Source organism: Burkholderia sp. AU27893 (assembly GCF_002223205.1).
Taxonomy (GTDB): domain Bacteria; phylum Pseudomonadota; class Gammaproteobacteria; order Burkholderiales; family Burkholderiaceae; genus Burkholderia.
This window is the reverse complement of record NZ_NKFD01000001.1, coordinates 320,084-345,837: the sequence shown is the minus strand read 5'-3', so window position 1 is coordinate 345,837 and position 25,754 is coordinate 320,084. Positions and strand designations below refer to the sequence as shown.

The following is a 25,754-nucleotide window of genomic DNA, read 5'->3' as shown; positions in this document are numbered from 1 at the left end:
CGATTGGCCAGGATTCGTTCGCGCGCATGACGGGCCTGCGGCAGCCGCGCGGCAGGCCCGTCATGCGCATGAACGACAGATGAAAAAAAACCGCCCGGCATAACCGGGCGGTCTCGGTGACAGCAAGGTAAGGCAAGGCGGCTCGCGCCGCCCGCACTTACTCGGCTGCCGGATGTTGCTGCGGCTCTTCTGCCGGCGCGCTCGGCGTGCCGAAGTCGAATGCCTCTTCCGCTGCGATCTGGTCGAAACGCTCGCGATCCGACGATTCCTTCGCCTTGCGTGCCTTGTGGAACGCGAGACCCGTACCGGCCGGAATCAGACGGCCGACGATCACGTTTTCCTTCAGGCCACGCAGATCGTCGCGCTTGCCCATGATCGCCGCTTCGGTCAGCACCCGGGTCGTTTCCTGGAACGATGCCGCGGAGATGAACGAGTCGGTCGACAGCGATGCCTTCGTGATACCAAGCAGCACGTTGTCGTACGAAGCCGGACGCTTGTTCTCGGCGATCATGCGATCGTTCTCGTCCAGCATGTCGGAACGCTCGACCTGCTCGCCCGGGATGAAGCGCGTATCGCCGTTGTCGGTGATCTGCACACGACGCAGCATCTGGCGAACGATCACCTCGATGTGCTTGTCGTTGATCTTCACGCCCTGCAGACGATACACGTCCTGCACTTCGTCGACGATGTAGCGCGACAGCGCCTCGATACCCTGCAGACGCAGGATGTCGTGCGGATCGGCCGGACCGTCCACGATCATTTCGCCCTTGTTGACCACCTGGGCATCGTGAACCAGAACCTGCTTTTCCTTCGCGATCAGGAACTCGTGCTGATTGCCCTCGAGGTCCGTGATGACGAGACGCTGCTTGCCCTTCGTGTCCTTACCGAACGACGTCGTACCGGTGACTTCCGCGAGAATGCCGGCATCCTTCGGCGAACGCGCTTCGAACAGTTCCGCCACCCGCGGCAGACCGCCGGTAATGTCACGCGTCTTCTGCGCTTCCGTCGGGATACGTGCGAGCACTTCACCGACCTGCACCTGCTGACCATCCTTCACGGTGATCAGTGCGCCGACCTGGAAGCCGATCTGCACTGCGTGCTCCGTGCCCGGAATCTTCACTTCTTCGCCGTTCGCGTCGAGCAGCTTGACCTGCGGACGCACGCTCTTCGAAGCTTGCGAGCCACGACGCTTCACGTCGATCACGACCAGCGTCGACAGGCCGGTCACGTCGTCGATCTGCTTCGCGACGGTCACGCCTTCCTCGACGTTCTCGAACTTCACCGTACCACCGTACTCGGTGATGATCGGACGCGTCAGCGGATCCCACGTGGCGAGCTGCGTGCCTGCCTTGATCGTCGCACCGTCGAGCTGCAGCAGCGTCGCGCCGTACGGCACTTTGTGACGCTCGCGCTCGCGACCGAAATCGTCGGTGATCATCGCTTCGCCCGAACGGGAAATGACGATCTGCTCGCCCTTCGCGTTCGTGACGTAGCGCATCGTCGCCGTGAAGCGCACGATACCGTTGCTCTTCGCTTCGACCGACGAAGCCACTGCCGCACGCGATGCCGCACCACCGATGTGGAACGTACGCATCGTCAGCTGCGTGCCCGGTTCACCGATCGACTGTGCCGCGATCACGCCGACTGCTTCGCCGACGTTCACGAGCGAGCCGCGGCCGAGGTCACGACCGTAGCAGGCTGCGCACAGGCCGTAACGCGTTTCGCAGGTCAGCGGCGTGCGCACGCGCACTTCGTCGATGCCGAGGCGTTCGATTTCCTCGACCGCCGTTTCGTCGAGCAGCGTGCCCGATTCGTACACCGTTTCCTGCGTTTCCGGGTTCACGACGTCCGCCACCGCAACGCGGCCGAGGATACGGTCGCGCAGCGCTTCGACGACTTCACCGCCTTCGACGAGTGCCTTCATCGCCACGCCGTTCGACGTGCCGCAATCGTCTTCCACCACGACCAGATCCTGCGTGACGTCGACGAGACGACGCGTCAGGTAACCCGAGTTCGCGGTCTTCAGTGCCGTATCAGCCAGACCCTTACGTGCACCGTGGGTCGAGATGAAGTACTGCAACACGTTCAGACCTTCGCGGAAGTTCGCGGTAATCGGCGTCTCGATAATCGAGCCGTCCGGCTTCGCCATCAGGCCTCGCATACCGGCCAGCTGACGAATCTGAACCGCCGAACCCCGGGCGCCCGAGTCGGCCATCATGTAGATCGAGTTGAACGATTCCTGGCGCGTTTCCTTGCCGTCGCGGTCCGTCACCGGCTCCGTCGACAGCTGCTCCATCATCGCCTTGCCGACCGCTTCCGACGTTGCCGACCAGATGTCGACCACGTTGTTGTAGCGTTCCTGCGCGGTGACGAGACCCGACATGTACTGGCGGTCGTACTCCTTCACCTTCTTCGCGGCGTCGCCGACGATCGTTTCCTTCTGCGGCGGCACGAGCATGTCGTCCACGCAGATCGAGATGCCGGCACGCGTCGCGAGACGGAAACCCGACTGCATCAGCTGATCGGCAAACACCACCGTCGCGCGCAGACCGCACTTGCGGAACGCCGTGTTGATCAGGCGCGAGATTTCCTTCTTCTTCAGCGGCTTGTTCAGCACCGAGAACGGCAGGCCGTGCGGCAGGATCTCCGACAGGATCGCGCGGCCGACGGTCGTCGCATACAGCGAGATCTTCGGCACGAACGGCGGTGCGCCTTCCGACGTGTCTTCGTTGTGGACCATTTCGGTGATCCGCACGTTGACACGCGATGCCAGCTCGACTTCCTTGTTCTCGTACGCGCGGATCACTTCCGACACGCCCGTGAACGACAGGCCTTCGCCCTTGGCGTTAACCGCTTCGCGGGTCGCGTAGTACAGACCCAGCACGATATCCTGCGACGGCACGATCGACGGATCGCCGTTGGCCGGGAACAGCACGTTGTTCGACGCCAGCATCAGCGTCCGCGCTTCCATCTGCGCTTCGAGCGACAGCGGCACGTGAACGGCCATCTGGTCACCGTCGAAGTCGGCGTTGAACGCCGCGCAGACGAGCGGGTGGAGCTGAATTGCCTTGCCTTCGATCAGCACCGGCTCGAACGCCTGGATACCGAGACGGTGCAGCGTCGGCGCACGGTTCAGCATCACCGGGTGCTCGCGGATCACCTCTTCGAGGATGTCCCACACCACCGGCGTCTGGTTCTCGACTTCCTTCTTCGCAGCCTTGATGGTCGTCGCGACGCCCATCACTTCCAGCTTGTTGAAGATGAACGGCTTGAACAGCTCGAGCGCCATCAGCTTCGGCAGGCCGCACTGGTGCAGCTTCAGCGTCGGGCCGACCACGATGACCGAACGGCCCGAGTAGTCGACGCGCTTGCCCAGCAGGTTCTGACGGAAACGACCGCCCTTACCCTTGATCATGTCGGCGAGCGACTTCAGCGGACGCTTGTTTGCGCCCGTCATCGCCTTGCCGCGACGACCGTTGTCGAGCAGCGAGTCGACGGCTTCCTGCAGCATCCGCTTTTCGTTGCGGACGATGATTTCAGGTGCCTTCAGCTCGAGCAGACGCTTCAACCGGTTGTTACGGTTGATCACGCGGCGATACAGGTCGTTCAGGTCCGACGTCGCGAAACGGCCGCCGTCCAGCGGCACGAGCGGACGCAGTTCCGGCGGCAGCACCGGCAGCACTTCGAGGATCATCCACTCGGGCTTGATGCCCGAGCGCTGGAATGCCTCGAGGACCTTCAGGCGCTTCGCGTACTTCTTGATCTTCGCTTCCGAGCCGGTGTTCTTCAGCTCGGTGCGCAGCGTCTCGACCTGCTCGTCGATGTTGATCGCGCGCAGCAGTTCACGCACGCCTTCCGCGCCCATTTCGGCACGGAATTCGTCGCCGTATTCCTCGACCTTGTTGTAGTAATCCTCTTCGGTCATGATCTGCCGCGCTTTCAGCGGCGTCATGCCCGGTTCGATCACCACATACGCTTCGAAGTACAGCACGCGTTCGATGTCGCGCAGCGTCATGTCGAGCACCATGCCCAGACGCGACGGCAGCGACTTCAGGAACCAGATGTGAGCGACCGGCGAGGCCAGCTCGATGTGGCCCATCCGTTCGCGACGCACCTTCGCCAGCGTCACTTCGACGCCGCACTTCTCGCAGATCACGCCGCGGTGCTTCAGACGCTTGTACTTGCCGCACAGGCACTCGTAGTCCTTGATCGGCCCGAAGATCTTCGCGCAGAAGAGACCATCGCGTTCCGGCTTGAACGTACGGTAGTTGATGGTCTCCGGCTTCTTCACTTCGCCGAACGACCACGAACGGATCTTGTCCGGCGAGGCCAGACCGATCTTGATCGCGTCGAAAACTTCTTCCTGTTGGACTTGCTTGAATAGATCGAGCAGAGCTTTCATTGCTTTCTCTCCGTAGTCCGATTAATTGCGGTCGAGATCGATATCGATACCGAGCGAGCGGATTTCCTTCACGAGCACGTTGAAGGATTCCGGCATGCCTGCATCGATCACGTGATCGCCCTTGACGAGGTTTTCGTACACCTTCGTCCGGCCGGTCACGTCGTCCGACTTCACCGTCAGCATTTCCTGCAGCACGTAGGACGCGCCGTACGCTTCGAGTGCCCACACTTCCATTTCACCGAAACGCTGGCCACCGAACTGCGCCTTACCACCCAGCGGCTGCTGCGTGACGAGCGAGTACGGGCCGGTCGAACGCGCGTGCATCTTGTCGTCGACCAAGTGGTGCAGCTTCAGGTAGTGCATGTAGCCGAGCGTCACGCGACGTTCGAACATTTCACCCGTGCGGCCGTCGTACAGACGAACCTGGTTCTTCGACGGGTTCATGCCGAGCTGTTCAGCGATGTCGTCCGGGAACGCGAGGTCGAGCATCTTGCCCATTTCTTCCTCGGTCGCACCGTCGAACACCGGCGTTGCGAACGGCACGCCTTCGCGCAGGTTCTTCGCGAGTTCGAGGATCTCTTCGTCCGTGAAGCTTTCGAGGTCTTCCTTGCGGCCCGAGTCGTTGTAGATCTTCGTCAGGAACACGCGCAGTTCCTCGATCTTCGCCTGACGCTGCAGCATTTCGCCGATACGCCAGCCGAGGCCCTTCGCGGCCCAGCCGAGGTGCACTTCCAGAACCTGACCCACGTTCATCCGCGACGGAACGCCCAGCGGGTTCAGCACGACGTCTGCCGGACGGCCATCGGCCATGTACGGCATGTCTTCGATCGGGACGATCTTCGACACGACACCCTTGTTACCGTGACGGCCTGCCATCTTGTCGCCAGGCTGCAGGCGACGCTTGACCGCGAGGTACACCTTGACCATCTTCAGCACGCCCGGCGGCAGTTCGTCGCCTTGCGTGAGCTTCTTGCGCTTCTCTTCGAACGCGAGGTCGAACTGGTGACGCTTTTCTTCGATCGAGTTCTTGATCGCTTCGAGCTGCGCCGCTGCTTCGTCGTCCGCGAGGCGGATGTCGAACCAGTGGTAGTGGTCGAGGTCTTCCAGGTAAGCCTGGTCGATCTTCGTGCCCTTCGCGAGCTTCTTCGGACCGCCGTTCGCGACCTTGCCCACGAGCATGCGTGCGAGACGCTGGAACGCGTCGCCTTCCACGATGCGCAGCTGGTCGTTCAGGTCGAGACGGTAACGCTTCAGTTCATCGTCGATGATCTGTTGCGCACGCTTGTCGCGCTGGATGCCTTCACGCGTGAACACCTGGACGTCGATCACGGTGCCGCTCATGCCCGACGGCACGCGCAGCGACGTGTCCTTCACGTCGGAGGCCTTCTCGCCGAAGATCGCGCGCAGCAGCTTCTCTTCCGGCGTCAGCTGGGTCTCGCCCTTCGGCGTGACCTTGCCGACCAGCACGTCGCCTGCTTCGACTTCAGCACCGATGTACACGATGCCCGATTCGTCGAGACGGCCGAGCTGGACTTCTGCCAGGTTCGAGATGTCGCGCGTGATTTCTTCCGGCCCGAGCTTCGTGTCGCGTGCAACGACGTTCAGCTCTTCGATGTGGATCGACGTGTAGCGATCGTCGGCCACGACCTTCTCCGAGATCAGGATCGAATCCTCGAAGTTGTAGCCGTTCCACGGCATGAACGCGATCAGCATGTTCTGGCCGAGCGCGAGCTCACCCAGGTCCGTCGAGGCGCCGTCGGCCAGCACGTCGCCGCGCGAGACCTTGTCGCCCATCTTCACGATCGGACGCTGGTTGATGTTCGTGTTCTGGTTCGAACGCGTGTACTTGATCAGGTTGTAGATGTCGACACCGACTTCACCTGCGACTGCTTCGTCGTCGTTCACGCGAATCACGATACGGCCTGCGTCGACATAGTCGACGACGCCGCCGCGGAACGCCTGGACCGTCGTACCCGAGTCGACCGCACAGGTGCGCTCGATGCCCGTACCGACGACCGGCTTTTCGGGACGCAGACACGGCACGGCCTGACGCTGCATGTTCGAACCCATCAGCGCACGGTTCGCGTCATCGTGCTCGAGGAACGGAATCAGCGAAGCTGCGACCGACACGATCTGCGACGGCGCGACGTCCATGTACTGGATGCGGTCCGGCGTGACCATCATCGTTTCGCCGGCTTCACGCGACGACACGAGTTCGTCGATCAGCTGGCCGTTCTCGTCGATCGCGGCGTTTGCCTGAGCGATCATGTAGCGGCCTTCTTCGATCGCCGACAGGTAGTCGATCTGGTCGGTCACCTTGCTGTCCACGACCTTGCGGTACGGCGTCTCGAGGAAGCCATACTCGTTCAGGTGCGCATACAGTGCGAGCGAGTTGATCAGGCCGATGTTCGGACCTTCCGGCGTTTCGATCGGGCACACGCGGCCATAGTGGGTCGGGTGCACGTCGCGGACTTCAAAGCCTGCGCGTTCGCGCGTCAGACCGCCCGGGCCCAGTGCGGAAACACGACGCTTGTGCGTGATTTCCGACAGCGGGTTGGTCTGGTCCATGAACTGCGACAGCTGGGACGAACCGAAGAACTCGCGGATCGCCGACGAAATCGGCTTCGAGTTGATCAGGTCGTGCGGCATCAGGTTTTCGCTTTCGGCCTGGCCGAGGCGTTCCTTGACCGCGCGCTCGACACGCACGAGACCTGCGCGGAACTGGTTTTCCGCCAGTTCGCCGACGCAACGCACACGACGGTTGCCGAGGTGGTCGATGTCGTCCACTTCGCCCTTGCCGTTGCGCAGCTCGACGAGGATCTTGATCGTCGCGAGGATGTCGTCGTCCTGCAGCGTCATCGGGCCGGTGATCTCGTCACGGCTGACGCGGCGGTTGAACTTCATACGGCCGACCTTCGACAGGTCGTACGCTTCTTCGCTGTAGAACAGACGGTTGAACAGTGCCTCGACCGCTTCTTCGGTCGGCGGCTCGCCCGGACGCATCATGCGGTAGATCGCGATGCGCGCGGCCGTCTTGTCGGTCGTTTCGTCGACACGCAGCGTCGACGAGATGTACGGGCCCTGGTCCAGGTCGTTCGTGTAGAGCGTCTGGATGTCCTTGATGCCCGCTTCGCGCAGCTTCTCGAGCACGCTTTCCGTGACTTCGTCGTTCGCGCTCGCGATCACTTCGCCGGTGTCGCCGTCGACGACGTTCTTCGCCAGCACGCGGCCGAGCAGATAGTCTTCCGGCACCGAGATGAACTTGGTCTTCGCGGCTTCGAGGTCGCGAATGTGCTTCGCGTTGATCCGCTTGTCCTTCTGGACGATGACCTTGCCATCACGATCCGTGATGTCGAAGCGCGCGACTTCACCACGCAGGCGCTCGGGCACGAACTCGAGTTGCGCGCCTTCGTCCATCAGCGTGAAGTTGTCGAACACGAAGAAGTTCGCGAGGATCTGTTCCGGCGTGAGGCCGATGGCCTTCAGCAGGATCGTGACCGGCATCTTGCGGCGACGGTCGACGCGGAAGTACAGGATGTCCTTCGGATCGAATTCGAAGTCGAGCCACGAGCCGCGGTACGGAATGATCCGTGCCGAGAACAGCAGCTTGCCCGAGCTGTGCGTCTTGCCCTTGTCGTGTTCGAAGAACACGCCCGGCGAACGGTGCAGCTGCGAGACGATGACACGCTCAGTGCCGTTGATGACGAACGAGCCCGTCGGCGTCATGAGCGGAATTTCGCCCATGTACACTTCCTGCTCTTTCACTTCCTTGACGACCGGCTTGTTCGGCGATTCCTTGTCGAGGATGACAAGGCGGACCTTCGCGCGCAGCGCGGAGCAGTACGTCAGGCCGCGCTGCTGGCATTCCTTGATGTTGAATGCCGGCGCGGACAACGCATAGCTCACGAACTCGAGACGTGCGAAACCGTTGTGCGAAACAATGGGAAATACCGATGTGAACGCGGCCTGCAAACCTTCAGGCTTGCGTTGCGTGGCCGGCACATCGGCTTGCAGAAACGTGCTGAATGATTCAAGCTGGGTAGCCAGCAAGAAAGGAACTTGGTGAACGATGGGGCGCTTCGCGAAACTCTTGCGAATGCGCTTCTTCTCGGTGAAGGAATATTGCATACGATCTCCGAATCACGGCGGGTGCTATCGAGGCGGAATACCTGGACGTTTCAAACCCGAGTGTTCACCGACTGAGACCCGATGGCCGTCCGACGGCTTGAACGAGCCGAGAAGCTTGGTGGTTGGCCGCTACCAACCGCTGGCTGACGGCAGCGGATGCCTGTGTTGCCCGCTACCCGACCAAACTTGCCTTCTGCAGTCGCTTCAGAAGACAAAGAGAACCGCCATTCGTGACCCATGACAACGATCAGGCGGTTTTCTTTGGCTTCTGGGGCCGATTATTCGGGCTCCCGAATGAGTGCCAGAATAACGTCCCCACAAAGCACAAAAAGGCCGGCGGTGAAAATACCGCCAGCCTTCGCACAGCGCGCCGAAACTTACTTGACTTCGACCTTCGCGCCTGCTTCTTCCAGCTTCTTCTTGGCTTCTTCAGCAGCAGCCTTGTCGACGCCTTCCTTGACAGCCTTCGGTGCGCCGTCAACGACGTCCTTCGCTTCCTTCAGGCCCAGGCCCGTCAGTTCGCGAACTGCCTTGATGACTGCAACCTTGTTGCTGCCTGCTTCAGCCAGAACGACCGTGAATTCGGTCTTTTCTTCTGCTGCAGCAGCTGCGCCGCCGCCTGCCGGGCCAGCGACTGCCACTGCAGCTGCCGACACGCCAAACTTCTCTTCGAATGCCTTGACCAGTTCGTTCAGTTCCAGAACGGTCATCCCTTCGACTGCTGCCAGGATGTCTTCTTTTGCGATTGCCATTTGAAATACTCCTAAATTGAATTCGGATACAGCCAGCGATCAATGACGCTGATGCACGCTCGATTACGCAGCTTCCGCTTGCTTCTTCTCGGCCAGCGCGGCCAGAGCGCGCGCGAAGCCCGAAACAGGCGATTGCATAACGAACAGCAGCTTCGAGAGCAGTTCTTCGCGGCTCGGGATGCTTGCCAGCGCTTGCACGCCAGCCTTGTCCATCACCTTGCCATCGAACGAACCAGCCTTGATGACCAACTTGTCATTGCTCTTGCTGAAGTCGTTGACGACCTTAGCAGCAGCAATTGCATCTTCCGAGATGCCGTAGATCAACGGGCCAGTCATCTGCTCTGCCAGCGGAGCAAACGGGGTACCTTCAACAGCGCGACGCGCCAGCGTGTTCTTCAACACGCGCAGGTACACCTGTTGCTCACGCGCTTTCGCGCGCAGCTTGGTCAGATCGCCAACCGCAATTCCACGATACTCAGCCAGCACAACGGTCTGGGCCTTCGCGACTTGCGCGGAAACCTCAGCGACGACGGCTTGCTTGTCTTCTCTATTAAGCGGCACGGTTAGCCTCCAGAAACGATACGTTCGGCGCAGCCGGCATGGCCGAAACCTCACGTACCTCGTTCAACAACGGCGTCCGACCTCGTTAGGAGTATTTCCACCTCACGCCGGGAATCGCTTCGCGGCCTGCGGCTTCACCACTGCAAAACTTTTTCGGGTTCGCCATCTGCGTTGGCTTGAATTAAGGGATCACCTGACTGCTGTGCCCCACCAACGGTCTTTGATAACCGGTTGCCCGCCCTACTGCACGAACAACCGCCCAAAGCCCATGTAGGCCGCTTCGCGAACGAAGCGGCCCGAATACTTGCTTACTGTGCTGCCAGCGTAGCCTGGTCGACACGCACGCCGACGCCCATCGTGCTCGACAGTGCGATCTTGCGCAGGTAGACGCCCTTGCTCGTTGCCGGCTTTGCCTTCTGCAGCGCTTCGATCAGCGCCGACAGGTTCGAGCGCAGTGCGGTCGGTTCGAACGATGCACGGCCGATGGTCGCGTGGATGATACCGGCCTTGTCGACACGGAATTGCACCTGACCAGCCTTCGCGTTCTTGACGGCGGTTGCGACGTCCGGCGTGACCGTGCCGACCTTCGGGTTCGGCATCAGGCCGCGCGGGCCCAGGATCTGACCGAGCGTACCGACGATACGCATCGTGTCCGGCGAAGCGATCACGATGTCGAAGTCCATCTGGCCAGCCTTGATCTGCTCTGCCAGGTCTTCCATACCGACGATTTCCGCGCCTGCTGCACGTGCTTGCTCAGCCTTCTCGCCTTGCGCGAACACAGCAACGCGAACCGACTTGCCCGTACCGGCCGGCAGAACGACCGAACCACGAACGACTTGATCCGACTTCTTTGCATCGATGCCGAGCTGGACTGCGACGTCGATCGACTCGTCGAACTTCGCGCTCGCGCATTCCTTCACGAGGCTCAGTGCGTCTTCGATCGCGTACAGCTTCTGACGATCAACCTTGGCGGCAAATGCCTGACGGCGCTTGGAGATCTTAGCCATTTACACGCCCTCCACAGTGATGCCCATCGAGCGTGCGCTACCAGCGATGGTGCGAACGGCTGCGTCCAGATCAGCTGCCGTAAGGTCCGGCATCTTGGTCTTCGCGATTTCTTCAGCTTGAGCGCGCGTGATCGAACCGACCTTGTCGGTGTGCGGCTTGCTCGAGCCCTTGTCCACCTTCGCCGCCTTCTTGATCAGGACGGTCGCCGGCGGCGTCTTCATCACGAACGTGAAGCTCTTGTCAGCGAATGCCGTGATGACCACCGGCACCGGCAGACCCGGCTCCATGCCTTGAGTCTGCGCGTTGAACGCCTTGCAGAACTCCATGATGTTCAGGCCGCGCTGGCCCAGTGCCGGACCGACCGGCGGCGACGGGTTGGCTTTACCTGCAGGGATCTGCAGCTTGATAAAGCCGATAATCTTCTTTGCCATTTGTGAACCTCATTGGAACGCCAGAGAAGGCGTTCGGTGAGTAATAACGCGCTTTCGCCACGGGCTACTGACGCTCCTCAACGGCCATGACGCGGACCGTAAGCGCGAAGGTGGGCAGCCGAGGCTGCCCACCGAATCGGGATCAAACTTTTTCGACCTGACCGAACTCGAGTTCGACCGGGGTGGATCGGCCAAAAATGGTGACCGATACACGCACGCGCGATTTTTCGTAGTTGACTTCCTCGACGGTGCCGTTGAAGTCCGTGAACGGGCCTTCCTTGACACGCACCATCTCGCCGACTTCGAACAGGGTCTTCGGGCGCGGCTTCTCGACGCCTTCCTGCATCTGCGACATGATCTTCTCGACTTCCTTCGGGGAAATCGGGGTCGGGCGATTACGCGCACCGCCGACGAAACCGGTAACCTTCGCGGTGTTCTTCACGAGGTGCCACGTTTCGTCCGTCATTTCCATCTCGACCAGCACGTAGCCGGGGAAGAAACGACGCTCAGTCACTGCCTTGTGGCCACCTTTGACTTCGACCACTTCTTCGGTCGGGACCAGGATCTGACCGAATTTGTCCTGCATGCCAGCACGTTCGATGCGCTCCTGAAGCGCACGCTGCACGCTCTTCTCCATACCGGAGTAGGCGTGCACGACGTACCAACGCTTTCCGCTCGGGGATGCCGGAGTATCGCTCATATCATTTCCAACCCAGAATCGCCGAGAAAATCACCCATTCGATCGATTTGTCACTCAACCAGAGGAAAATCGCCATCACGAGCACGAAACCGAACACGACGAGTGTGGTTTGCGTTGCTTCCTTGCGGGTGGGCCAAACGACCTTCCGGACTTCCTTGTACGAATCCTTGGCAAAGGCGATGAGACTCTTGCCAGGTGCGGACATCAGCCCGACGGCAACGCCGGCGATGATACCGACCGCCAACGCAGCACCGCGGACATACCATTGCTGATTGGCCAGCCAGAAGAAGCCCACGAATCCGGCCAAGACCAACAATACGCCCAGGGCCAGCATCAGCTTATCGCCGGAGGTATTTACAGTTTCGACGGATGGATTCGCCATAACACCTTAAAACAAATGCCACGTAGGACACGTGGCTATTTTTTGGCAGGGGCAGAGGGAATCGAACCCCCAACCTTCGGTTTTGGAGACCGACGCTCTGCCAGTTGAGCTATACCCCTAAACCATGCTGGGGCTGGCTGTTGCCAGCCCCAAAACTGTCGATCAACGAATAACTGGCTTACTCGATGATCTTGGCGACGACGCCGGCGCCGACCGTACGGCCGCCTTCGCGGATTGCGAAGCGCAGACCTTCTTCCATCGCGATCGGAGCGATCAGCTTCACCGTGATCGACACGTTGTCGCCCGGCATCACCATTTCCTTGTCCTTCGGCAGCTCGATCGAGCCCGTCACGTCCGTCGTACGGAAGTAGAACTGCGGACGGTAGTTGTTGAAGAACGGCGTGTGACGGCCGCCTTCGTCCTTGCTCAGCACGTACACTTCAGCCGTGAAGTGCGTGTGCGGCGTGATCGAACCCGGCTTCGCCAGAACCTGGCCACGCTCCACGTCTTCACGCTTCGTGCCGCGCAGCAGGATACCAACGTTGTCGCCTGCCTGACCTTGGTCCAGCAGCTTGCGGAACATTTCAACGCCCGTGCAGGTCGTCTTCACCGTCGGCTTGATACCGACGATTTCGATTTCTTCGCCGACCTTCACGATGCCGCGCTCAACGCGACCCGTCACGACCGTGCCACGACCCGAGATCGAGAACACGTCTTCCACCGGCATCAGGAACGCGCCGTCAACTGCACGCTCCGGCGTCGGGATGTACGTGTCCAGCGCGTCGGCCAGGCTCATGATCGCCACTTCACCCAGCTCGCCCGTGTCGCCTTCCAGCGCCAGCTTGGCCGAACCCTTCACGATCGGCGTGTCGTCGCCCGGGAAGTCGTACTTCGACAGGAGTTCGCGAACTTCCATCTCGACCAGCTCGAGCAGTTCAGCGTCGTCCACCATGTCGCACTTGTTCAGGAACACGATGATGTACGGAACGCCAACCTGACGTGCCAGCAGGATGTGCTCACGCGTCTGCGGCATCGGGCCGTCTGCTGCCGAGCAAACCAGGATCGCGCCGTCCATCTGCGCTGCGCCCGTGATCATGTTCTTCACATAGTCAGCGTGGCCCGGGCAGTCGACGTGTGCGTAGTGGCGGTTAGCCGTTTCGTACTCGACGTGTGCCGTGTTGATCGTGATGCCGCGCGCCTTTTCTTCCGGTGCCGCGTCGATCTGGTCGTATGCCTTCGCTTCGCCGCCGAACTTCTTCGTCAGAACCGTCGTGATCGCTGCCGTCAGCGTCGTCTTGCCGTGGTCAACGTGACCAATCGTACCAACGTTCACGTGCGGCTTGGTCCGCTCAAATTTACCCTTGGCCATTTTCGACTCCCAGAAGGAATTTCACAGGTTGCGCCGCGCGCAAACAAGACACTGACTTTTTACTGCTGGTGCCCATGGGCAGGATCGAACTGCCGACCTCTCCCTTACCAAGGGAGTGCTCTACCACTGAGCCACATGGGCGCTTTACGCTTCAACTTCGCGGTCTGGAGCGGGTGAAGGGAATCGAACCCTCGTCGTAAGCTTGGAAGGCTTCTGCTCTACCATTGAGCTACACCCGCACGGGCCACAAACGATTCCTTACCGCTCACTGCGCTGATAATCTTGGTGGAGGAGGTTGGATTCGAACCAACGTAGGCGTAAGCCAACAGATTTACAGTCTGCCCCCTTTAGCCACTCGGGCACCCCTCCGTAGAGAACTGACGATTATGGGGGTGCATCGCACTTCTGTCAAGCGGATCCGGAAGATTATTTTTACTCTCTTCCCGACGCCTGCCTGACCACCGATCTCCCGCCCTTGCCCGGCTAAGGCAAGCATGGGTGCTGCTGATCAATGCCACATCTTCGTCAGACTCCGCCCCCAGCGTCGATTTGCATCTACGCTGAAAACGAAAGACCGCCATCATACGACCTCTTACGCACTCTGCCAAGCGGGTAAACGAAAAATTTCCGCAAATTTCGTGCCGAGTGGATGCAGTGATGTGTCCCCGATACTTTGAGGGATATCGCTTCCAATCTCACCGGTTGTCTGACCGGACCTGCGGGGGATGACGTGTCGAGGCTTTCGGGCGTTTTCCAGCAGCTGCATCGGATCCTGCGGCCACGGCTGCCGACAGGAAGTGGCGGGCGCGACACCGACCCAAGCCGACTTCAGCCACGGCCGCGATACCATCGCAGGCCAGCTGCCCGCCTCCGGTTCCGATACTCATGCGCCTGCTTGCCCTTGCGATGACCTTCACGGCTTTGACCGCGCATGCCGCGGGTCCGTCGGATGCCTGGTGTCGCTCGAGCACGATCACCAGGCTCCGCCAGCAGGCACTGCCGACAGCCACGCCCCAGGACGCAGCGCGGCAGCTTCGTTGCTCCTCGCATATGACCGACTGAAACCCGCGCTCGATACCGGGTGCCTCGGTTCGGCACACGTCGGTTTCGTTGGGGCGTCCCGCTGAGCCAAGATACGATCGCCTATGTGTGGCTGCTCAACGATGCGTCCACGTACCTCGTCGGCGCTGACGATAGCGCGTCAGAAGGTGGGTCCGGCGGCCCAGCCTGAAGCGACGCATTGCAGCCACTACTCGGCGATGATATGCGGTCCCGCCTCGGCCTGCCCGCAGGCTTGTCGACGCGATCTCGGGGAGCATTCTGCAATGTGCCACCCACTCCTTCGCCATCATGCAAGCCGACCGACGTCAGCATCTGGTTGGCCTACCGCAGCGAATCCACGGCATACGCATGACATCCCGCATGCCCGTACGATGCCCGCGTCGTGCAGCTGAACGCCAGTACCTGCGCAGGATTCGACGCCGGCGCGTTCTCCGCTCCGCATCCATCCGACGACGACGGAAAGCTGGCGTGCGACATCCCGTCTTCGACATCGATCGCTCGCTGCCCGGCGTTGGTCGTGCTAACCCGAAATCAAGGCAGGAACACGACCCGTCGGTTTCCGCCGGGCAATGGCTCCGCACTCCGAGATCCGAGTACCGCATGCACGGTGCGATCGACCGGCATCGACGCCGGCGGCAAGCACTTCGCGTTATGGGTAATGGGCGAGACTGCTTTGGCGGCACGGCCTATTCACTCATCGAAGAAATCGATGCGGCGCGAGACGGGCAGCCCGTGCTCGTCAAAAGGAACAGCGCGGATTTCTGATGCTATCGGGTCGACGAACTCGCGGACGCAGGTTCGCGCTAGCAGCGCCCATGTCCATCCGGTGGTTTACACGCGCCCGTGCCCTCGCTCAAGCCTACTTGAGCGAAGATGCAATCAATTGAGTCATAAACAACCCTAGATGGCTACACAATGCGATTCACCGCGCGATTCGACTTCGTCCGCTCGATGGGCATCAGCCACTCAGCGCGCGCAGCGAGAACGCTGCCAAACGTCCGATAGAGGGCCCCGTTGCCCGGCATGCCGAGGGCTCGTTGTGGTGACGGGGGCCGCGAACTTGATAGGCGCGAAATTGCAATAGTGACTTTTGGCCGAGGATGAGCTCGATACGCCGATGAACGACGCCCGAGAATCGGCAATCGAGGAGTTGGCGATGCCCCGCCGGGCCGCACCGCGGCGACGCTCAAATCTGCCCCGAGCGGTAGTCAGATACACGAGATGGAGTCGCTACTCGGCCTGGCCGCCATCGTCGGCAGCAGCAGGAGGATGGATGTTTGAATGTGGGTTTCAGCCGACGCCAGCTACCCGTGCGGGACCAACTCGATCGGCTTGATCAGTAGCGCAGCGCTGCGAGTTCTCGGAAACGGCAGGTGTCTGAATCGACGTATTCGGCGCCTGGATATGGCCAGGCCGTCCACTCCGCGCCCCCATGCATTTCTGCCGCGCCAATGCAAAAACCCCCGCCTTTCGGGCGGGGGTTCTCGGCTTAGGGAGCCTGACGATTACCTACTTTCACACGGGAATCCGCACTATCATCGGCGTAGAGTCGTTTCACGGTCCTGTTCGGGATGGGAAGGGGTGGGACCGACTCGCTATGGTCATCAGGCAAAGAGGGTTGTTGCGCTGGCTTTGCAGCACAACCAATCCGGGAAGAAGCAGTAATTTTGAGTTGTGTGTATCACACACGAGAATCCAACTTGTCGCTTTGGATCGCAGCTCGTGCAAGGCACGGCGCCGATCTACAAGGCAGACTTGTTATAGGATCAAGCCTTACGGGCAATTAGTATCAGTTAGCTGAACGCATTACTGCGCTTACACACCTGACCTATCAACGTCCTGGTCTCGAACGACCCTTCAAGGGGATCTAGTCCCCAGGGATATCTCATCTTAAGGCGAGTTTCCCGCTTAGATGCTTTCAGCGGTTATCTCTTCCGAACATAGCTACCCGGCGATGCCACTGGCGTGACAACCGGTACACCAGAGGTTCGTCCACTCCGGTCCTCTCGTACTAGGAGCAGCCCCCTTCAAATATCCAACGCCCACGGCAGATAGGGACCAAACTGTCTCACGACGTTTTAAACCCAGCTCACGTACCTCTTTAAATGGCGAACAGCCATACCCTTGGGACCGGCTACAGCCCCAGGATGAGATGAGCCGACATCGAGGTGCCAAACACCGCCGTCGATATGAACTCTTGGGCGGTATCAGCCTGTTATCCCCAGAGTACCTTTTATCCGTTGAGCGATGGCCCTTCCATACAGAACCACCGGATCACTATGACCTGCTTTCGCACCTGCTCGACTTGTCGGTCTCGCAGTTAAGCACGCTTATGCCATTGCACTATCAGCACGATTTCCGACCGTACCTAGCGTACCTTCGTACTCCTCCGTTACGCTTTGGGAGGAGACCGCCCCAGTCAAACTGCCTACCATGCACTGTCCCCGACCCGGATCACGGGCCAAGGTTAGAACCTCAAACAAACCAGGGTGGTATTTCAAGGACGGCTCCACCGAAACTAGCGTTCCGGTTTCATAGCCTCCCACCTATCCTACACAGATCGGTTCAAAGTCCAATGCAAAGCTACAGTAAAGGTTCATGGGGTCTTTCCGTCTAGCCGCGGGTAGATTGCATCATCACAAACACTTCAACTTCGCTGAGTCTCGGGAGGAGACAGTGTGGCCATCGTTACGCCATTCGTGCAGGTCGGAACTTACCCGACAAGGAATTTCGCTACCTTAGGACCGTTATAGTTACGGCCGCCGTTTACCGGGACTTCAATCAAGAGCTTGCACCCCATCATTTAATCTTCCGGCACCGGGCAGGCGTCACACCCTATACGTCCACTTTCGTGTTTGCAGAGTGCTGTGTTTTTATTAAACAGTCGCAGCCACCAGTTTATTGCAACCCCTTCACCCTCCTGGCGCAGGCCAGTCAAGCTACAAGGGCGTACCTTATCCCGAAGTTACGGTACCAATTTGCCGAGTTCCTTCTCCCGAGTTCTCTCAAGCGCCTTAGAATACTCATCTCGCCCACCTGTGTCGGTTTGCGGTACGGTCATCGTTAGACTGAAGCTTAGAGGCTTTTCTTGGAACCACTTCCAATTGCTTCGCTCCCTAAGGAGCTCGCGCCACACCCTTGAATTACGCGCCCGGATTTGCCTAAGCGCCTTCTCCAATGCAGCGACCGGGACTTCCAACACCCGGACAACCTTCCGCGATCCGTCCCCCCATCGCATCTAACAATGGTGCAGGAATATTGACCTGCTTCCCATCAGCTACGCATTTCTGCCTCGCCTTAGGGGCCGACTCACCCTACGCCGATGAACGTTGCGTAGGAAACCTTGGGCTTACGGCGAGGGGGCCTTTCACCCCCTTTATCGCTACTCATGTCAGCATTCGCACTTCCGATACCTCCAGCACGCTTTTCAACGCACCTTCGCAGGCTTACGGAACGCTCTCCTACCATGCGTGCAAAGCACGCATCCGCAGCTTCGGTATATAGCTTAGCCCCGTTACATCTTCCGCGCAGGACGACTCGATCAGTGAGCTATTACGCTTTCTTTAAAGGGTGGCTGCTTCTAAGCCAACCTCCTGACTGTTTTAGCCTTCCCACTTCGTTTCCCACTTAGCTATATTTGGGGACCTTAGCTGGCGGTCTGGGTTGTTTCCCTCTTGACACCGGACGTTAGCACCCGATGTCTGTCTCCCGTGATTGCACTCTTCGGTATTCGGAGTTTGCTATGGCGGGGTAATCTGCAATAGACCCCCCAACCATGACAGTGCTCTACCCCCGAAGGTGAGACACGAGGCACTACCTAAATAGTTTTCGGAGAGAACCAGCTATTTCCAAGTTTGTTTAGCCTTTCACCCCTATCCACAGCTCATCCCCTAACTTTTCAACGTTAGTGGGTTCGGACCTCCAGTACGTGTTACCGCACCTTCATCCTGGCCATGGATAGATCACTTGGTTTCGGGTCTACGCCCAGCAACTGAACGCCCTATTCGGACTCGCTTTCGCTACGCCTGCCCTATACGGTTAAGCTTGCTACTGAACGTAAGTCGCTGACCCATTATACAAAAGGTACGCCGTCACCCCTTACGAGGCTCCGACTGTTTGTATGCATGCGGTTTCAGGATCTATTTCACTCCCCTCCCGGGGTTCTTTTCGCCTTTCCCTCACGGTACTGGTTCACTATCGGTCGATCACGAGTATTTAGCCTTGGAGGATGGTCCCCCCATCTTCAGACAGGATTTCACGTGTCCCGCCCTACTTGTCGCACACCTAGTTCTTTCATACTGTTTTCGCCTACAGGGCTATCACCTGCTATGGCCGCACTTTCCAGAGCGTTCGGCTAACAATACAAATAAAGAGTGCAAGGCTCATCCCATTTCGCTCGCCACTACTTTGGGAATCTCGGTTGATTTCTTTTCCTGCGGTTACTTAGATGTTTCAGTTCACCGCGTTCGCTTCGCATGGCCTATGTATTCAGCCATGGATACTCCAAAAGGAGTGGGTTTCCCCATTCGGACATCTACGGATCAAAGCTCGTTTGCCAGCTCCCCGTAGCTTTTCGCAGGCTACCGCGTCCTTCATCGCCTGTGATCGCCAAGGCATCCACCACATGCACTTGTTCGCTTGACCCTATAACGAGTCTGTCTCGTTACAGGTTGAGTTCTCGCGTTGTGCCGTATTCCAATTTAAGTCGAACATAGAGTTCGAATCATCTTGAGATACATCGATACAATCACAACCCGGATAGTTTTCACGTCCATCTCAAGACGCTTCCGCTATCCAAATTACTTGCTTCTTCCAGATTGTTAAAGAACGACAGCCGATATCTGTTGATATCCTCTGACTGGCTCAATCGCCAATGCAAAATTCTCGGTTCAGTGTCTGAACCAAGCCCTTGGCGTTGGTGATTGGTGGAGGCAGACGGGATCGAACCGACGACCCCCTGCTTGCAAAGCAGGTGCTCTCCCAGCTGAGCTATGCCCCCATGAGTACAGATTTGCCTCAGGTACCTACCGCCAGACAATGGTGGGTCTGGTTGGATTCGAACCAACGACCCCCGCCTTATCAAGACGGTGCTCTAACCGACTGAGCTACAGACCCCTGAGTCTGTCTTTAAATTTACAGCCGATAAGCGTGAGCGCTCAACTTCGCGAGATAGCTCTGGAAAGGAGGTGATCCAGCCGCACCTTCCGATACGGCTACCTTGTTACGACTTCAGCTCTGGAAAGGAGGTGATCCAGCCGCACCTTCCGATACGGCTACCTTGTTACGACTTCACCCCAGTCATGAATCCTACCGTGGTGACCGTCCTCCTTGCGGTTAGACTAGCCACTTCTGGTAAAACCCACTCCCATGGTGTGACGGGCGGTGTGTACAAGACCCGGGAACGTATTCACCGCGGCATGCTGATCCGCGATTACTAGCGATTCCAGCTTCATGCACTCGAGTTGCAGAGTGCAATCCGGACTACGATCGGTTTTCTGGGATTAGCTCCCCCTCGCGGGTTGGCAACCCTCTGTTCCGACCATTGTATGACGTGTGAAGCCCTACCCATAAGGGCCATGAGGACTTGACGTCATCCCCACCTTCCTCCGGTTTGTCACCGGCAGTCTCCTTAGAGTGCTCTTGCGTAGCAACTAAGGACAAGGGTTGCGCTCGTTGCGGGACTTAACCCAACATCTCACGACACGAGCTGACGACAGCCATGCAGCACCTGTGCGCCGGTTCTCTTTCGAGCACTCCCGCCTCTCAGCAGGATTCCGACCATGTCAAGGGTAGGTAAGGTTTTTCGCGTTGCATCGAATTAATCCACATCATCCACCGCTTGTGCGGGTCCCCGTCAATTCCTTTGAGTTTTAATCTTGCGACCGTACTCCCCAGGCGGTCAACTTCACGCGTTAGCTACGTTACTAAGGAAATGAATCCCCAACAACTAGTTGACATCGTTTAGGGCGTGGACTACCAGGGTATCTAATCCTGTTTGCTCCCCACGCTTTCGTGCATGAGCGTCAGTATTGGCCCAGGGGGCTGCCTTCGCCATCGGTATTCCTCCACATCTCTACGCATTTCACTGCTACACGTGGAATTCTACCCCCCTCTGCCATACTCTAGCCTGCCAGTCACCAATGCAGTTCCCAGGTTGAGCCCGGGGATTTCACATCGGTCTTAGCAAACCGCCTGCGCACGCTTTACGCCCAGTAATTCCGATTAACGCTCGCACCCTACGTATTACCGCGGCTGCTGGCACGTAGTTAGCCGGTGCTTATTCTTCCGGTACCGTCATCCCCCGACTGTATTAGAGCCAAGGATTTCTTTCCGGACAAAAGTGCTTTACAACCCGAAGGCCTTCTTCACACACGCGGCATTGCTGGATCAGGCTTTCGCCCATTGTCCAAAATTCCCCACTGCTGCCTCCCGTAGGAGTCTGGGCCGTGTCTCAGTCCCAGTGTGGCTGGTCGTCCTCTCAGACCAGCTACTGATCGTCGCCTTGGTAGGCCTTTACCCCACCAACTAGCTAATCAGCCATCGGCCAACCCTATAGCGCGAGGCCCGAAGGTCCCCCGCTTTCATCCGTAGATCGTATGCGGTATTAATCCGGCTTTCGCCGGGCTATCCCCCACTACAGGACATGTTCCGATGTATTACTCACCCGTTCGCCACTCGCCACCAGGTGCAAGCACCCGTGCTGCCGTTCGACTTGCATGTGTAAGGCATGCCGCCAGCGTTCAATCTGAGCCAGGATCAAACTCTTCAGTTTAAACCTGTTACTGTTTTCGGTTCGGTTAAGAACCGGTCGCTCACTCAAAGCTGACAGGAATATGAATCACTTCATAAACCTGACTTACTTTAGTGTGAGACTCTTGATACTTTCGCTATCTGATCCGAGGATCAGCTCGCTTTCATCAAGCGCCCACACTTATCGGCTGTTAATTTTTAAAGAGCATTCTGCGAGGAACTTCGTGTTTCCCGGCAGCGCTGCGTTTTCAGCAGCAGAGAAGCGAGATTATGAACCGTGTTTCGCAGTTCGTCAACAACTTTTTAACACCATCGTTGCGACTGCGGGGCTCAACTTCCAGGCCAGTGGCGCGCTCCAGACTGCTGCGCACCACCCGCCCTGCTTCCCTTCTCCCGCGCCGCGTTTCCGTTAGCGCGAAAGAGGCGTGATTCTAAGCACCCACCCCCGTCTACGCAAGCCCTTTGTGAAAATATTTTGAAAAAGCCCCCGTGCGCCGACGCGCACGGGGGCTTCGGGCTCGACGGGCCAAGGGGTGCCGCTGACCTACGCGTTGCCGGCAACACTTCCCTCTATATATAGAGACGCGTCACTTGCCGACCACCGCAGCCTGCAGTTGCTCGACCGGCACCGCGTCGGCCATCGCCGTGTAGCCGGCGTCGCTCGGATGAATACCGTCCCCGCTATCGTATCGGCGCTGCAGCACGCTCGGGCGCGCCGGATCGCGCAGCACAGCATCGAAGTCGACCACGCCATCGAACCCGCTACCGCTCCGGATCCACCGGTTCACCTCGAGCCGGATCGCCTCGCGCCCCGCCGGTAGCCCAGCCGGCGTCAGCGTCGCGCCGAAGACCTTCACGCCCTGACGGTGCGCCGCTTCGATCAGCCGGCGGTAGCCGTCGATCAAGGATGCAGCCGTGACCTGCGTATGCGGGTGGTCGCAATCGAGCCCCGCGTGCGGCGGCATCGCCGCAAAATTGATGTCGTTGATACCGATCAGCACGATCGCGGCCTTCACACCTGCGCGCGACAGCGCATCGCGCTCGAACCGCGACGCCAGCGACGTGCCATAGCAAGCCGAATCGCTGAGCAGCCGATTCCCGCTGATACCAAGATTCGCGACACCGATCGACTCCACGCCGGTGGCAGTCAGCCGACGCGCGAGCGCATCCGGCCAGCGGTGATTCCGGTTCACGCTCGAGCGCAGTCCGTCGGTGATCGAATCGCCGATCGCCGCTACGCTGGCGCGCGCTGAACCGGCCTCGACCGCGAGCTCGCTCACCCATGCGTATTGGGTAAATCGGGTGCGAAACGCGGCGGCGCCCGGATCACTCACGTGATCACCCGGTGCAGACACGTAATTGAACTGGTTCGACACGCGGTGCCAGACCGTCATCCGCTGGTTCGCCCCCATCTGGAGGCTGATCGCATACGGCCGCCCGGCCGCCACATCGATCGCCACCGGATCGCTTTCAAGTTCCTGGCCTGGCGCCAGCGTCACCGACGCCTTGCCGCCGAACCGGACCGGCGCCGCGGCACCAGCCAGCGCCGCCCCTTCACCGGCGCGCGCGAGGCTCGCCGCCTCGACGACCAGCGGTGCACGTCCGTAGGCATTGCTGACGCGGATCCGCGCGGCACGCCCCGACACCGTCGGGTAGACGATCTGGCGCACGGCCCGTCCGGACACGTCGGGTGCGCGATAGAGCGGCGGCGGTGCGGCCAGGTCGGGGATCGGCTGCAGCGCGGTCGCCCACGCCGCCACCCATCCGGCCGGCGCGGCCGAGGCCGACGCCGCGAGCGGCGAGACAAAGACGGCCGCGCCCAGCACGGCCGCGGCGATACTGCTTCGAAATGACATCGGCAAAATCCTCGTCTGAAAGCGGGCATTGTGCCGCAGAAGACGCGAACCCCACGCCCCGGATCACCGTCACGCCGCCCGATCGCGCCCCGACGTCCCTCGTTTACCCGAGTCTTGCCGCAAATCCGCAAGAAATATATTAACCGACCGGTCGGTTGGTTTATACTTCGCACACATTCAACCGGACGAGAGCTTCGCCATGTACACGCAATCCCTCGACATCCCAGGCAACGTCGCGCCGCTCGACGCCGCAGCCGAGTCGCCCGAGCAGGCGCGGTTCGATGCGGTCATGGCCGCCGACGGCAAGATCGAACCGCAGGACTGGATGCCCGATGCCTATCGCAAGACGCTGGTTCGCCAGATCTCGCAGCACGCGCATTCGGAAGTCGTGGGCATGCTGCCCGAAGGCAACTGGATCTCGCGCGCACCGAGCCTGAAGCGCAAGGCGATCCTGCTCGCGAAGGTCCAGGACGAAGCCGGTCACGGCCTCTATCTTTATAGCGCGGCCGAAACGCTCGGCGTGTCGCGCGATTCGCTGATCGACGCACTGCTCGCCGGCAAGGCGAAATACTCGAGCATCTTCAACTACCCGACGCCCACCTGGGCCGACGTCGGCGTGATCGGCTGGCTCGTCGACGGCGCCGCGATCATGAACCAGATTCCGCTGTGCCGCTGCACGTACGGCCCGTACGCGCGCGCCATGATCCGCGTGTGCAAGGAAGAATCGTTCCACCAGCGCCAGGGTTTCGACGCACTGCTGTCGATGATGAAGGGCACCGACGCGCAACGCGCAATGGTCCAGCAGGCCGTGAACCGGTGGTGGTGGCCGGTGCTGATGATGTTCGGCCCGAGCGACGCCGATTCGGTCCACAGCAACCAGTCCGCGAAATGGGGCATCAAGCGGATCTCGAACGACGATCTGCGGCAGAAGTTCGTCGACGCGACGGTCGACCAGGCGAAGGTGCTCGGCGTGACGCTGCCCGACCCCGACCTGAAGTGGAACGAGGCGCGCGGCCATCACGACTACGGCACGATCGACTGGGACGAATTCTGGCGCGTGGTCAACGGCGACGGCCCGTGCAACAAGGAACGCCTCGCGACCCGCGTGAAAGCGCACGGGGACGGCGCATGGGTGCGCGAAGCCGCACTCGCCCACGAAGCCAAGCGCCGCGCCCGCGCCGAACAGCACGCTGCCTGAGCGGCGGCACACCATCGAATTCAGGATTGAGGAGAAAGTGATGAACAAGGAATGGCCGATCTGGGAAGTGTTCGTGCGCAGCAAGCAGGGGCTCGACCACAAGCATTGCGGCAGCCTGCACGCCGCCGACGCATCGATGGCGCTGCGCATGGCGCGCGACGTCTACACGCGCCGCCAGGAAGGCGTGAGCATCTGGGTGGTGCCGTCGGCGGCCATTACCGCGTCCGATCCGAAGGAGAAGGCGGAGCTGTTCGAACCGGCGGGCGACAAGATCTACCGTCACCCGACGTTCTACACGCTGCCCGACGAAGTCAACCACATGTAACGCCCGCGCCATGACGATCACGCCCGAACACCTCTCCTATGTGCTGCGCCTCGCGGACAACACGCTGATCCTCGGTCAGCGCAACGCCGAATGGTGCGGCCACGGCCCGATCCTCGAGGAAGACATCGCGCTCACCAACATGAGCCTCGACCTCATCGGCCAGGCGCGCATGCTGTATACGCACGCGGCCGAACTCGAGCGCCAGCTCACCGGCGCGACGAAGACCGAAGACGACTACGCGTACTTTCGCACCGAGCGCGAGTTCGCGAACTTCACGCTCGCCGAGCTGCCGCACTATGGCCCGATCGCCGGCACCGCGCGCGCCGACAACGATTACGCGGTGACGATCGTGCGCAACTTCCTGTACTCGGCGCTGATGCTGCACGTGTGGACCGCGCTCGAAACGTCGACCGACCCGCAGCTCGCCGCGATCGCCGCGAAATCGGTAAAGGAAACCCGCTATCACGTGCAGCATGCACGCGAGTGGCTGGTTCGCCTCGGTGACGGCACCGACGAATCGCACCGCCGCGCGCAGAACGCGCTCGACTACCTGACGCCGTACACGCGCGAATTCTTCGCTGCCGATGCAATCGACGACGCGGTCGCCGCCGCGGGCATCGCCCCCGCACCGGCCACGCTCGAAGCAGCATGGCGCGCGGACGTGGACGACGCGCTCGCGGAAGCGACGCTCACGCTGCCGGCCCCCGTGCAGCATGTGACGACCGGCAAGCAGGGCGAGCACTCGGAGCACATGGGCTACCTGCTCGCGGAACTGCAGAGCCTCGCACGCCAGCATCCCGGCGCGAGCTGGTAACCGGCCGCCCCCGCCC

Annotated in this window: 14 protein-coding genes, 6 tRNA genes and 3 rRNA genes; 4 read left to right on the top strand and 19 right to left on the bottom strand. The window is 60.1% G+C overall.

Going from position 1 to position 25,754, the window contains the following annotated elements:
* Positions 1-157: 157 nt before the first annotated feature.
* From rpoC to CFB47_RS01505, 13 genes are all read right to left on the bottom strand, one after another.
* A complete protein-coding gene (gene rpoC / locus CFB47_RS01565; RefSeq protein WP_089439037.1) occupies positions 158-4,402 on the bottom strand; it encodes a DNA-directed RNA polymerase subunit beta' in 4,245 nt (1,414 codons plus the stop codon).
* Positions 4,403-4,423: 21 nt separating this feature from the next.
* On the bottom strand, positions 4,424-8,530 hold the full coding sequence (rpoB, locus tag CFB47_RS01560; protein WP_089439036.1) for a DNA-directed RNA polymerase subunit beta: 4,107 nt from the start codon (positions 8,528-8,530) through the stop codon (positions 4,424-4,426).
* A 377-nt stretch (positions 8,531-8,907) separates the two neighbouring features.
* Entirely contained in the window at positions 8,908-9,282 is a 375-nt protein-coding gene (gene rplL, locus CFB47_RS01555) for a 50S ribosomal protein L7/L12 (RefSeq protein ID WP_021161757.1), read from the bottom strand.
* A gap of 63 nt (positions 9,283-9,345) precedes the next feature.
* Positions 9,346-9,843, bottom strand: a complete 498-nt coding sequence (gene rplJ / locus CFB47_RS01550) for a 50S ribosomal protein L10 (protein ID WP_021161756.1) — start codon at positions 9,841-9,843, stop codon at positions 9,346-9,348.
* Between the two features lie 308 nt (positions 9,844-10,151).
* On the bottom strand, positions 10,152-10,850 hold the full coding sequence (rplA, locus tag CFB47_RS01545) for a 50S ribosomal protein L1 (RefSeq protein WP_006482906.1): 699 nt from the start codon (positions 10,848-10,850) through the stop codon (positions 10,152-10,154).
* Positions 10,851-11,282, bottom strand: a complete 432-nt coding sequence (gene rplK / locus CFB47_RS01540; RefSeq protein WP_006477201.1) for a 50S ribosomal protein L11 — start codon at positions 11,280-11,282, stop codon at positions 10,851-10,853.
* Positions 11,283-11,424: 142 nt separating this feature from the next.
* Positions 11,425-11,982, bottom strand: coding sequence for a transcription termination/antitermination protein NusG (gene nusG, locus CFB47_RS01535; RefSeq protein WP_006400672.1), 558 nt, complete (start codon positions 11,980-11,982; stop codon positions 11,425-11,427).
* A gap of 1 nt (position 11,983) precedes the next feature.
* Complete coding sequence (gene secE, locus CFB47_RS01530; RefSeq protein ID WP_006482892.1) at positions 11,984-12,364, bottom strand: preprotein translocase subunit SecE; 381 nt, start codon at positions 12,362-12,364, stop codon at positions 11,984-11,986.
* Positions 12,365-12,407: 43 nt separating this feature from the next.
* Positions 12,408-12,483, bottom strand: a tRNA-Trp gene (locus CFB47_RS01525).
* Positions 12,484-12,542: 59 nt separating this feature from the next.
* Positions 12,543-13,733, bottom strand: coding sequence for an elongation factor Tu (gene tuf / locus CFB47_RS01520; protein ID WP_011350666.1), 1,191 nt, complete (start codon positions 13,731-13,733; stop codon positions 12,543-12,545).
* A 66-nt stretch (positions 13,734-13,799) separates the two neighbouring features.
* A tRNA-Thr gene (locus CFB47_RS01515) sits at positions 13,800-13,874 on the bottom strand.
* Positions 13,875-13,898: 24 nt separating this feature from the next.
* Positions 13,899-13,972, bottom strand: a tRNA-Gly gene (locus CFB47_RS01510).
* Between the two features lie 44 nt (positions 13,973-14,016).
* Positions 14,017-14,102: transfer RNA gene (locus tag CFB47_RS01505), tRNA-Tyr, on the bottom strand.
* Between the two features lie 1,161 nt (positions 14,103-15,263).
* Here CFB47_RS01505 and CFB47_RS40120 point away from each other — a divergent pair.
* Positions 15,264-15,560 (top strand): hypothetical protein, encoded by a 297-nt coding sequence (locus CFB47_RS40120; RefSeq protein ID WP_143330788.1) that lies wholly within the window; start codon positions 15,264-15,266, stop codon positions 15,558-15,560.
* Positions 15,561-16,291: 731 nt separating this feature from the next.
* Here the strand turns inward: CFB47_RS40120 and rrf are convergent.
* The 6 genes from rrf to CFB47_RS01470 all read right to left on the bottom strand — a co-directional run bounded on the left by rrf (position 16,292) and on the right by CFB47_RS01470 (position 23,401).
* Positions 16,292-16,404: ribosomal RNA gene (gene rrf, locus CFB47_RS01500) — 5S ribosomal RNA — on the bottom strand.
* Positions 16,405-16,557: 153 nt separating this feature from the next.
* Positions 16,558-19,439: ribosomal RNA gene (locus CFB47_RS01495) — 23S ribosomal RNA — on the bottom strand.
* A gap of 279 nt (positions 19,440-19,718) precedes the next feature.
* A tRNA-Ala gene (locus CFB47_RS01485) sits at positions 19,719-19,794 on the bottom strand.
* 39 nt (positions 19,795-19,833) lie between these two features.
* A tRNA-Ile gene (locus CFB47_RS01480) sits at positions 19,834-19,910 on the bottom strand.
* Positions 19,911-20,034: 124 nt separating this feature from the next.
* Positions 20,035-21,567: ribosomal RNA gene (locus CFB47_RS01475) — 16S ribosomal RNA — on the bottom strand.
* Together the 16S, 23S and 5S rRNA genes with 2 tRNA genes alongside form the textbook arrangement of a ribosomal RNA operon.
* Positions 21,568-22,132: 565 nt before the next feature.
* The gene (locus CFB47_RS01470) at positions 22,133-23,401 is read right to left on the bottom strand and encodes an SGNH/GDSL hydrolase family protein (RefSeq protein WP_089460335.1); all 1,269 of its coding nucleotides are present in this window, start codon (positions 23,399-23,401) and stop codon (positions 22,133-22,135) included.
* Between the two features lie 199 nt (positions 23,402-23,600).
* Between CFB47_RS01470 and paaA the strand changes: the two genes are divergently transcribed.
* The 3 genes from paaA to paaC are packed head-to-tail and all read left to right on the top strand — an operon-like array spanning position 23,601 to position 25,738.
* Complete coding sequence (gene paaA, locus CFB47_RS01465) at positions 23,601-24,599, top strand: 1,2-phenylacetyl-CoA epoxidase subunit PaaA (RefSeq protein WP_089460334.1); 999 nt, start codon at positions 23,601-23,603, stop codon at positions 24,597-24,599.
* Between the two features lie 40 nt (positions 24,600-24,639).
* On the top strand, positions 24,640-24,924 hold the full coding sequence (gene paaB, locus CFB47_RS01460) for a 1,2-phenylacetyl-CoA epoxidase subunit PaaB (RefSeq protein ID WP_089460333.1): 285 nt from the start codon (positions 24,640-24,642) through the stop codon (positions 24,922-24,924).
* A gap of 10 nt (positions 24,925-24,934) precedes the next feature.
* The gene (gene paaC / locus CFB47_RS01455) at positions 24,935-25,738 is read left to right on the top strand and encodes a 1,2-phenylacetyl-CoA epoxidase subunit PaaC (RefSeq protein WP_089455431.1); all 804 of its coding nucleotides are present in this window, start codon (positions 24,935-24,937) and stop codon (positions 25,736-25,738) included.
* Positions 25,739-25,754 lie beyond the last annotated feature (16 nt).